Source organism: Mesorhizobium sp. M8A.F.Ca.ET.021.01.1.1 (genome assembly GCF_003998025.1).
GTDB lineage: Bacteria > Pseudomonadota > Alphaproteobacteria > Rhizobiales > Rhizobiaceae > Mesorhizobium.
The window spans coordinates 1-10,535 of the sequence record NZ_RZSJ01000173.1; the positions used below are offsets into that span (position 1 = coordinate 1).

A 10,535-nucleotide genomic window follows, 5' to 3' on the forward strand; every position below is an offset into this window, starting at 1 on the left:
GTCGGACTGGCTGGACAGCCCGCTCGGCATCACCGACTACGCGCATCGCAGCGTGCCGAATGTCTTTTTGAAGAGCCCGCTGGTCAGCGACGGCCCGTGGAACGCCGCGCATTTCAAGAGCCCTGCCTATGACGGCATGGTCGCCAGCTACCTCAAGGCGCTCGACATCGGCGCGCAGCGCGCGGCTGCATCCGACATCCAGAAACTGCTGCTCGACGAGACGCCTGTGATCTTCAGCTACTTCCCGGACCTTCTGGTGCCGGTGCGCAAGAATGTCAGCGGCCTGCCGCCGATCGCCGCCGGGCTGCTGCTCGATCGTGTGTCGCTGGGGTAGAGGCTGCCGAGATCATGCTCGAACAGGCAGAGGCCAGATCGGACCGCTCCGGGTTTCGGGCGGTGGGGCTATCCGGCAGCAGGGCCGCGACGAACGATGGGGGGCCATCGTTCCAGCGATTCGACACCGGCAACGCCCGCCGCCCGGAAGCCCTCGCCGGCCATCGGCTCGGCCTCATATCGCCCTAGCCATGCGCCGTCGTCCGGCCACGACAGACAAGAAACGGGAGACTACCATTCGCAAGCCTCATCTGCGCGGTCGCGGACCGCATTTCCCCGTGCTCGACACTATCGTGCAGTACGATTTCGAGCCCGGCTATGTCGCCTTCACCATGCCGTCGCTGAAGCGGCTGCGGGTCCAGGTCGGTTCGATGACCGTTGCCGACACCACCAGGGCACTGGTTTTGTACGAATCGGACCATCTGCCGGTCTACTATTTTCCGATCGAGGACGTGCGCGAGGAATTCCTGCTGCCCTCGAAGACGACGACGGAAGACCCATACAAGGGCGTCGCCACGCACTACTCGCTCAATACAGGCATCACCCTGGTCGAGGATGGCGCATGGCGCTATCTCGATCCCGTCAAGGGTTGCCCGCCGATCTCAGGCTACATGTCGTTCGTGTGGAGCAAGATGGGCCACTGGTTCGAGGAGGACGAGGAGATCTTCGTCCATGCCCGCGATCCGTTCCGCCGCGTCGACTGCCTGCCCTCCTCGCGGCGCGTACAGGTTATCCTCGATGGCGAGCAGGTCGCAGATTCGCGGCGCGGCGTGTTCCTGTTCGAGACCGGGCATCCAGTGCGCCATTATCTGCCCATTTCGGACACACGGCTCGATATGTTTGCGCCCAGCCGCTACATCTCACGCTGCCCCTACAAGGGCATCTCCAACTACTATCACGTGACGACAGCCAAGAAGCGCCACGAGAACCTGGTCTGGTACTATCCAGAGCCGGTGCATGAAGCAGAACGCATCAAGGGACTGGTCTGTTTCCACCACGAACTGGTCGACAAGATCCTGGTCGACGGCGTCGAAATCCCTAAGGAGGCCACGGCCGCGTCCGACGGATATTTCTGAGCCTTCACGCTCGACTGGTCAGGACCTGGTTCAGCCTTGCGTTTCGCATTTGCGTCCGTCGGCAGCGGTGCTATTTTTGTGCCGCGGCGGACACCTGCTTATGAGGAAAGCACTCCATCATGCGATTTGGCCCTGGCTTGTCGCCCTGGCGGCGACGCCGATGCCGGTGCTTGCCAAGAACGCTCCCGCCTTCGAGTTGAAGCTCGACATCGATCGGGACGGCAAGAGCGACCGGGCGGTCGTCCAGCAAGAGGCCGGCGGCCCCGCCGATCTCTACATCTATCTGGACTCGGAAAAGCCCGGTCCCTCACGCCAAGCGGATTTCGTCAGGAAAGGGCTGACGGAAGACCGGGTCATCGATCTCGAAAGCAAGGACAAGGGATCGCTGTCGGTTACGTCCTGCTTCGGCTGCGGCGCCAGCAAATCGACGGAAGAGACGCTGACGATCGTGCATCGCCAGGGCAAGTTCCTGGTCGGCGGCTATAGCCGCAATTGGGACTGGAACCAGCAGACGTCGAGCGGCGTCGAGACGACGCTTGGCGAATGCGACATCAACTATCTCACCGGCAAGGGTACCGTCTCCAAGGATTTGGAGGCGGGCAAACCCATCAAGGGCAAGTTCAAACCGGTACCGCTGAAGGACTGGTCCTCTGAAATGCGCCCGAGGGCCTGTGATTTCTGAAGAGGTTGATCGAGAGACGGCATAGCGAATACCCTCACCGCACAGGGAGGGCTAGCAATGGATCTTTTCAAACTGAATGGTGACGTCGCACTGGTCACCGGTGCCGGCAGCGGCATCGGCCAGGCAATCGCGATCGGGCTGGCCGAAGCAGGCGCCGATGTCGCCTGTTTCGGCCATACGTCGAAGGGCGGGCTGGACGAAACCGCCCACCGGATCACGGCACTCGGGCGCAAGGCGCTGGTGCTGGCCGGCACGGTGACGTCGGAGGGTGACCTCGCCACGGCCATCGATCGCATCGAAGCCGAACTCGGTGCGTTGACGGTCGCCGTCAACAATGCCGGCATTGCCGGCTCGGAACCAGCCGAGGCGCTGTCGCTGGACAAATGGCGGAGGGTGCACGAAGTCAATGTCGCCGGCGTGTTCCTGTCCTGCCAGGCCGAAGCGCGCAAGATGCTGGCGCGCGGCAAGGGCTCGATCATCAACATCGCCTCGATGTCGGGCACCATCGTCAATCGCGGGCTGACGCAGGCGCACTACAATTCCTCGAAGGCCGCCGTCATCCATATGTCGAAGAGCCTGGCCATGGAGTGGGCCGATCGCGGGCTGCGCGTCAACGTCGTCAGCCCGGGCTACACGCTGACGCCGATGAACAAGCGGCCGGAGGTTGCGGAAGAGGTCAAGATCTTCAAACGCGACACGCCGATGGGACGAATGGCGGCGCCCGAGGAAATGGTCGGGCCGACAGTGTTCCTGGCCAGCCGGGCGTCGAGCTTCGTCACCGGCCTCGACCTGATCGTCGACGGCGGCTACGTCTGCTGGTAACAGGCATGCGAGCCCTGTCCGTCGGCGTCGGCCGACTTGGCCTGCAGCCTGAAATACGCCGCGAACGTAGCGTTAGTCGTTGCGCGGCATGAACGTTGGTATATATAATTTCATCCTATGAAACGCGCTGGCGAGACGGGGCTTGCCGGCCAACAGCCGAGATCATGACCTTGATGGCTCGCACCTTGCAGAGCGCCGCAGGACTGGCAAGTGATCCGCGGATTGCTATCGCGGCGATCGATCGGCCATGAGACTGGGCCGCCCCGGCAGCATCCGTCATCATCGAAATCGAGCATCGCCGCGCCGGCCTTGCGCCGCTGGCGACAACAGCCTTGCGCAACAGCCAGCCTTTCCAACACAATCAAGAAAAGACGCAAGAAGGGAACGACCAATAAACGTCACAGCTTGAAGGAGAACCAAGCAATGCCAGTTCGCAGTGTGATTTCGAAATTCTCAATGGGAGCTTTTGCACTTGCCGCGGCAAGTGTCATGACGCCGACAGCGCAGGCAGCGGCACCGGAGTCCAACGACCCGATCAAGATTGCCTTGTTCGACTGGACCAGCGTCAACCTCAACGCCAAGATCCTCGGCGGCATCCTGGAAAAGCTCGGCTATACCGTCGAATATCCGACCGCCGACTATCTCTCCAGCCTGACCACCGGCCTCACCAATGGCGACATCGATGTCGGCCTGGAGTTCTGGGACACCACCGCCGGCGAGGCCATGAAGGCCTCCGACGCCACTGGCCAGACCGAACGGCTCGGCAAGCTCGGCCCGAAAGCCAAGGAAGAGTGGTGGTTTCCTGAATACATGAAGGAAAAGTGCCCGACCTTGCCGGACTGGCACGCGCTGCTCGACGCCACCTGCGCGGCATCGTTCTCGACCGCCGAGACGGCACCGAAAGGGCGCTATCTCGGTGGCCCGGTGACCTGGGAAGGTTTTGACGACGAACGTGTCGCGGCGCTGAAACTGCCCTTCACCGTCATCCATGCCGGCACCGATGCGGCGATGTTCGCCGAACTCGATTCCGCCTATCAGCGCAAGGCGCCGATCATGCTGTGGATCTACTCACCGCATTGGGCGCCTGCAAAATACAAGGGCGAATGGGTGCAATTCCCCGAATACACACCCGAGTGCTACAACGACCCGAAATGGGGCGTGAACCCGGACGCCAAATACGACTGCGGCAAGCCGCATGGCGAGATCTGGAAATATTCCTGGAACGGCATGAAGGACAAATGGCCGGTCGCCTACAAGGTGGCCAAAGCCTACACGATCGACACCGACGAGTTGAACAAGATGAGCGGCGAGATCGATCTCGACGGCAAGACGCCGGAGGATGTCGCCGCTGCCTGGATCGCCGCCCACGAAGCCGACTGGAAAGCCTGGGCGCAGTGATCGCTCCGACTGGAAAAGGGAGACCCGGCTGGTACCAGCCGGGTCTCAATTCCTGGTGTTCCAGAAGGACGACTGAATGACGAAAGCTATTGAACAGGCATCGAACGCGACGGGGAAAGATCCCCGGCCGATAAAACTTGCCTGCCGCAATGTCTGGAAACTGTTTGGGACGAACGCCGCCAATTTCATCCGCGAGCGCGACGGCAAGGCCAGCGCAGCCGACATAGCCGGAGCGGGGCTGGTCGGCGCGGTGCGCGCCGTCGATCTCGAAATCCGACAGGGCGAGATCTTCATCATCATGGGCCTGTCAGGGTCTGGCAAGTCGACGCTGGTGCGCTGCATGTCGCGGCTGGTCGAACCGACACATGGCAAGGTCGAATTCGAAGGCAAGGACCTGCTCGAGATTTCCGATGCCGCGCTGATCGAACTCAGGCGCCACCGCATGGGCATGGTATTCCAGAATTTTGCGCTGCTGCCGCATCTGAACGTGCTCGACAACATCGCCTTCCCGCTCAGCATCCAGGGACAGGATCGTTCGACACGCGAGGCTCGCGCCCGGGAAGTCATCGAACTCGTCGGCCTGCGCGGGCGCGAGCATTTCTATCCGCGCGAGCTTTCCGGCGGCCAGCAGCAGCGCGTCGGCATCGCCCGCAGTCTCGCCACCAAGCCGGAAATCTGGTTTCTCGACGAGCCGTTCTCGGCGCTCGATCCATTGATCCGCCGCGAGATGCAGGATGAGCTGATGCGGCTGCAGACCATGCTGCACAAGACCATCGTCTTCATCACCCATGATTTCGACGAGGCGATAAGGCTGGCCGACCGCATCGCCATCATGAAGGACGGCGAAGTCATCCAGATCGGCACGCCGGAGCAACTGGTGGTCAATCCGGCGACCGACTACGTCGCCGAGTTCACCCGTGACGTCGACCGCGCCAAGGTGATTTCGGCACGCAGCCTGATGCGCCCTTGCGATGGCGCCGAACATGGCGGCACGGTGGCGCCGGAGGCCAAGATCGCCAGCTTCTCGGCCAGCATCGTTGCCGCCGGTAAACCGTTCGCCGTGGTCAACGGCACCGGCAAGCCGATCGGCGAGGTGACGCCGCAAGCGGTGATCGATCTTCTGGCCGGCATCGAGCGAGCCGGCGCATGACTGTAACGGCAAGCAGCAGCCAGGCAAGGCCGCCGATTCAACGGTGGCTGGTGATCTGGGTGCTGGCGCTTGCCGCCGTGCTGGTGGTGTTCCTGCTGCAGGACGTCGTCCCTTGGGCTGTCGACTATCCGGCGAGCGCCGTCGTGCCCGTCGCCGACTGGGTCAGCGCGCTGATGGGCTGGATCAAGTCGAACCTGTCCTGGCTGACCCGCTCGGTCACCGCGATGCTCGGCGTGCCGCTCGACTTCGCGCTCAACCTCTTGGCCAAGAATTTCAAGATCGGTCACGGCGCGGACGCTTTCGTGCTGCCGCGTTTGTCCTGGGTTGGCGTCTGTGCGACCGCCTTCATTGCAGGATATGCAGCCGGCGGCAGAAAACTTGGCATGCTGGTTGGCGGCTGTTTCCTCTACATCGCGCTGTTCGGCCAGTGGACCAGCGCCATGCTGACCCTGGCGCTGATCTCGATCGCGGTGCCGTTCTGCATTCTCACCGGGCTATTCGCCGGCATCTGGGCGTGGCGCAAGCCGTGGGCGGAGAGGCTCATCGTCTCCCCTGCCCTCGACCTCATGCAGACGATCCCGACCTTTGCCTACCTGATCCCGATGCTGCTCCTGTTCGGCAACAGCCCGGTCTCGGCGATGATCGCCACCGCCATCTTCGCCACGCCGCCGATGGTGCGGGCAACCATGCTCGGCCTCACGCGGGTGCCCTTGGAGATCGGCGAGTTCAGCGACATGGCCGGCTGCACCGCGCGGCAGAAATTGTGGCGGGTGCTGTTGCCCTCGGCACGGCCGACGCTGATGGTCGGCGTCAACCAGGTGATCATGCTGGCGCTGAATATGGTGATCATCGCCTCGATGATCGGCGCCGGCGGGCTCGGCTACGACGTGCTGCTCGCCCTGCGCGCGCTGAAGGTCGGCGAGGCGATGGAAGCCGGGCTGGCCATCGTCGCGCTCGCCATCGCGCTCGACCGGCTGAGCCAGGCCATCGCCCACAAACAGGCAACAGGCAATGTCCACCGGTCGTCCGCCAGCCCGCGTTTCTGGCGGCGCTACCCCAATCTGACGCTGGCCATTGCGATTCTTGCCGTCACCACGCTGCTCGGCCTGTTCGTGCCGGCTTTCGCGGCCGTGCCGAAGGCGATCACCTTCACCACCGCGCCATTGTGGAAAGCGGCGGTGAACTGGGTGACGATCAACTTCTTCGACATCATCGAAGCGTTTCGGGTGGCGCTTATCCTCAACGTGCTCAATCCGGTGCGCGCCTTCTGCGAAGGATTTCCGTGGCTGGGCGCGGTGTTCCTGCTCGGCCTTGCCGGCTACCAGCTCTCGGGCTTGCGGCTGGCCGCACTTGTCGCGGCACTCACCGCCTTCTGCGCCATCACAGGCCTTTGGGAAAAGACCATGGCGACGGTCTATCTCTGCGGCATCTCGGCCTTCATAGCCTGCCTGATCGGCATTCCGATCGGGCTTGCGGCGGCGCGAAGCGACCGCTTCGAAAAGATCGTCACGCCCGTCATCGACACGCTGCAGGTGTTGCCGTCGTTCTGCTTCATCATTCCGGTGGTGATGCTGTTTCGTGTCGGCGATGTCACCGCAATGATCGCAACGATAGCCTTCGCCGTGGTGCCGGCGATCCGCTACACCAATCATGGCATCAGGCAGGTGCCGCCGGCACTGATCGAGGCGGCGAAGGTTTCCGGCTGCACGCCGCGCCAGACTTTTTTCCGTGTGCAATTGCCGCTGGCGCTTCCCGAAATCATGCTCGGCGTCAACCAGACGATCCTGATGGCGCTGGCGATGATCATCATCTGCGCCATGGTCGGCACCCGCGACCTCGGCCAGGAAGTGTTCATCGCGCTGTCGAAGGCCGATTCCGGCCGCGGCATTGTCGCCGGCCTCGCCATCGCCTTCATCGGCATCGTCGCCGACAGGCTGTTCAATGCGTGGACGGCGAAGGCACGGGCGAGACTGGGGTAAAACTCAACCGCCGATACCACCAAAAAGGAGAGAAGAGAATGACCAGCAGGGTAGCCAGCTGCACCTGCGGACAATTGCAGATACATTGCCCGCAAGAGCCGACCATGGTGTCGCTTTGCCATTGCCTCGACTGTCAGCGGCGGACCGGCAGTCCGTTTGGCATCGCGGCCTTCTTCGACGCCGCCGCGACCAATATCCGGGGCCTATCGAAGACATTCCAACGCGATTCCGACAGCGGCTTCCCGATCAGCTTCCATTTCTGCGGAGCGTGCGGGTCGACCGTGTTCTGGTATCCGTCACGAAAACCGGAGGCGGTCGCCGTGGCCGTCGGCTGTTTCGCCGATCCGTCCTTCCCGGCGCCGACAAAGTCAGTCTACGACAAGCGCCGCCACGGCTGGGTCGTGGTGCCAGACTGACGCCAAAGCCCGCCTCCTGGGCCACTACTCGGCCGCGACGCCTTTCACCTCGAGATAGCTCTCCATCGAATCGTCCAGCGCCTGCAGCCACGGCGTATGGTGCAGCGGCGCCATGGTGCCGGTCATCAGCGAGCGATAGGAATGATCGCGGAAGCCCATGATGTCATCCGCCTTGTGATGCTCCCATTCCATGAAGGTCTGGTTGACCGCCTCGACGTCGAAGCCGGGATAGTCGGTCTGGTCCATCAATTCCTTGGTGTAGTCGCCCTGGAACCAGATCATCTGCTCGGCGTCCTCAAGCGTCTCCTCGCGGGCGCGCCATTTGGCGCCATGCGCCGCCATCGCCTCGGCCGAGGGCAGCTTGATGCGGCCCATGATGACGTCGCGGGCGAACCAGGCCTGCGCGTCGAACATGTTGAAGGTGTAGAACTGGTCCTGCATGCCGATATAGGACAGCTTCGGGTTCTTCTCCCAGACCACGCCCTCGTAGAGGTCGAGCGGCCACATGCGATTGGCTGTCTTGAGCTTGAGGTCATCGGTCAGGAAGGGGAAGGAATGGAGATAGCCGGTGCACAGGATGATGGCATCGACATCCTTGGTCGTGCCGTCCTTGAAATGCGCCGTCTTGCCGACGACCTTCTGCAGCAGCGGCACCTCTTTCCAATTCTCCGGCCATTTGAAACCCATCGGCTTGGAGCGATAGCTGGAGGTGATCGATTTGGCGCCGTATTTGTAGCATTGCGAACCGATGTCCTCGGCCGAATAGGAGCGGCCGATGATCAGGATATCCTTGCCCTTGAACTCCATCGCGTCGCGGAAATCATGGCTGTGCAGGATGCGGCCGTTGAAGGTCGAGAAGCCCTCGAAATAAGGCACGTTGGGCACGGAGAAGTGCCCGGAGGCAACAACGACATTGTCGAACTCTTCGGAGTACGTCACGTCGTTGGTCCGGTCATGCGCGGTGACAGTGAATTTCTTGGTCTCGTCCGAGAAAGTGACCATGCGCACCGGGCTGTTGAAGCGCACCCATTTGCGCAGGCCCGACTTCTCGACGCGGCCCTTGATGTAGTCCCACAGCACGGCGCGTGGCGGGTAGGAGCCGATCGGCCGGCCGAAATGCTCCTCGAACGTGTAGTCGGCGAATTCCAGGCATTCCTTCGGCCCGTTCGACCAGAGGTAGCGGTACATCGAGCCGTGCACGGGATCGCCATGTTCGTCGAGCCCGGTGCGCCAGGTGTAGTTCCACAGGCCGCCCCAGTCGGACTGCTTTTCGAAGCAGACGATCTCGGGAATCTCGGCGCCCTTGTCGGCAGCCGACTTGAAGGCCCTGAGCTGAGCCAGACCGGACGGCCCGGCTCCAATGACGGCAACACGAGTTTTCATTCCAGGGCCTCCTCTTTTTTGATTTCCCCAGCGAAACAAATTTCACTGACAGGACAGTAATTGGCCCTTCCGTGCTGTCAACAGCGATCTGCGGAAACGGCATTTGCGCACAATCGATTCCTGGCGAATAACCGGCCACGGCCGCACTCAAAGGACCGGCGCATGCGCCACAAGACGGCTTGCCGTTGCGGTTGCGCTGTTGTATCGCCACCTGACATGTTCACCTAGAGTGAAATAAATCCGCGAAGTCCGGGGGGCGACATGGCGAAAGACAGTACCAAGGCCGGGCTTGCCGGCGCCAAACCAAAGCCGCAGCCAAAGGTCTCGGCGGACGGCAAGACCATCCGGGCGCCGCTGACGCAGAACCCGCACGCCATCCGCGATACCCGCGAAAAAGTGCTCGAGGTGGCGATTGGCCGCGAGGTGCGGGCCTTCCGCAAGAAGCTCGGCATCACCGTCGCCGATCTCGCCGTCGCCACCGACATTTCGCTGGGCATGCTGTCCAAGATCGAGAACGGCATCACCTCACCATCGCTGACCACGCTGCAGGCGCTGTCGCGGGCGCTCGGCGTTCCCGTCACCGCCTTCTTCCGCCGTTTCGAGGAAGAACGCAGCGCTGTCTTCGTCAAGGCCGGCCAAGGCCTTGACGTCGAACGCCGCGGCACGCGCGCCGGCCACCAGTACAATCTGCTCGGCCATATCGGTTCCAACACCAGCGGTGTCGTGGTCGAACCCTATCTGATCACGCTGACCGAGGATTCCGACGTGTTCCCGACCTTCCAGCACGAGGGCATGGAGTTCCTCTACATGCTCGAGGGCGAGGTCGTTTACCGGCATGGCAGCAACCTCTATCCGATGAAGCCCGGCGACAGCCTGTTCTTCGACGCCGACGCGCCGCACGGGCCGGAAGAGCTCACGCGGCTGCCGATGCGGTACCTTTCGATTATCTGCTATCCGCAGAATAGCGCGGGTTAGGCACTTGGTTCCTCGCCCCTGTAGTGGGGAGAGGTGGCTCGGCGAAGCCGAGACGGAGAGGGGAGCGCCCTACGAAGGCCCCTCTCCGTCCGCTTCGCGGACACCTCTTCCCCGCCTCTGGCGGGGGCGAGGAACCCAAGTCTTTGGAGGTCAATCCGGCCCAAACCCCTGTGATGTCGCGCTCCCATCATCCAGCTTCGACAGCCACTCGACCAGCGTCGAACGATAGCGCGTCAAGCCCTTGTAGGTGGCGAGTTCCTCCGGCAGGTCGCGTATGACGCGATGCAGGCGCCGCGCCCATTTCGGCTGCGTCACCCGCTG

9 protein-coding genes and 1 pseudogene are annotated in these 10,535 nt (G+C 62.6%); 9 read left to right on the forward strand and 1 reads right to left on the reverse strand.

The window, feature by feature from the left end:
- The 8 genes and pseudogenes from EOA36_RS15725 to EOA36_RS15760 all read left to right on the forward strand — a co-directional run.
- A pseudogene (locus EOA36_RS15725) lies at positions 1-334 on the forward strand (peptide ABC transporter substrate-binding protein); the annotation flags it as partial.
- Between the two features lie 277 nt (positions 335-611).
- A complete protein-coding gene (locus tag EOA36_RS15730) occupies positions 612-1,409 on the forward strand; it encodes a DUF427 domain-containing protein (protein WP_245464367.1) in 798 nt (265 codons plus the stop codon).
- A gap of 100 nt (positions 1,410-1,509) precedes the next feature.
- Positions 1,510-2,091 carry a hypothetical protein gene (locus EOA36_RS15735; protein WP_127278415.1) on the forward strand — a complete coding sequence of 194 codons (582 nt, stop codon included), beginning with the start codon at positions 1,510-1,512 and terminating at the stop codon, positions 2,089-2,091.
- A gap of 57 nt (positions 2,092-2,148) precedes the next feature.
- Positions 2,149-2,913, forward strand: a complete 765-nt coding sequence (locus tag EOA36_RS15740) for an SDR family oxidoreductase (protein WP_127278416.1) — start codon at positions 2,149-2,151, stop codon at positions 2,911-2,913.
- Positions 2,914-3,336: 423 nt separating this feature from the next.
- A complete protein-coding gene (locus EOA36_RS15745; protein ID WP_127278417.1) occupies positions 3,337-4,311 on the forward strand; it encodes an ABC transporter substrate-binding protein in 975 nt (324 codons plus the stop codon).
- A gap of 76 nt (positions 4,312-4,387) precedes the next feature.
- Positions 4,388-5,461 (forward strand): glycine betaine/L-proline ABC transporter ATP-binding protein, encoded by a 1,074-nt coding sequence (locus EOA36_RS15750; RefSeq protein WP_127278418.1) that lies wholly within the window; start codon positions 4,388-4,390, stop codon positions 5,459-5,461.
- Entirely contained in the window at positions 5,458-7,440 is a 1,983-nt protein-coding gene (locus tag EOA36_RS15755; RefSeq protein WP_127278419.1) for an ABC transporter permease subunit, read from the forward strand. Before EOA36_RS15750 ends, EOA36_RS15755 begins: the two co-directional genes overlap by 4 nt.
- Before the next feature lie 38 nt (positions 7,441-7,478).
- Positions 7,479-7,856, forward strand: coding sequence for a GFA family protein (locus EOA36_RS15760; protein ID WP_127278420.1), 378 nt, complete (start codon positions 7,479-7,481; stop codon positions 7,854-7,856).
- Positions 7,857-7,880: 24 nt separating this feature from the next.
- Here the strand turns inward: EOA36_RS15760 and EOA36_RS15765 are convergent, their stop codons facing one another.
- Entirely contained in the window at positions 7,881-9,239 is a 1,359-nt protein-coding gene (locus EOA36_RS15765) for an NAD(P)/FAD-dependent oxidoreductase (RefSeq protein WP_127278421.1), read from the reverse strand.
- Positions 9,240-9,500: 261 nt separating this feature from the next.
- On the opposite strand from EOA36_RS15765, the gene EOA36_RS15770 reads away from it, so the two are divergent.
- Positions 9,501-10,214: an XRE family transcriptional regulator gene (locus EOA36_RS15770; protein ID WP_127278422.1), complete on the forward strand. Its 714-nt coding sequence runs from the start codon at positions 9,501-9,503 to the stop codon at positions 10,212-10,214.
- Positions 10,215-10,535: the final 321 nt, after the last annotated feature.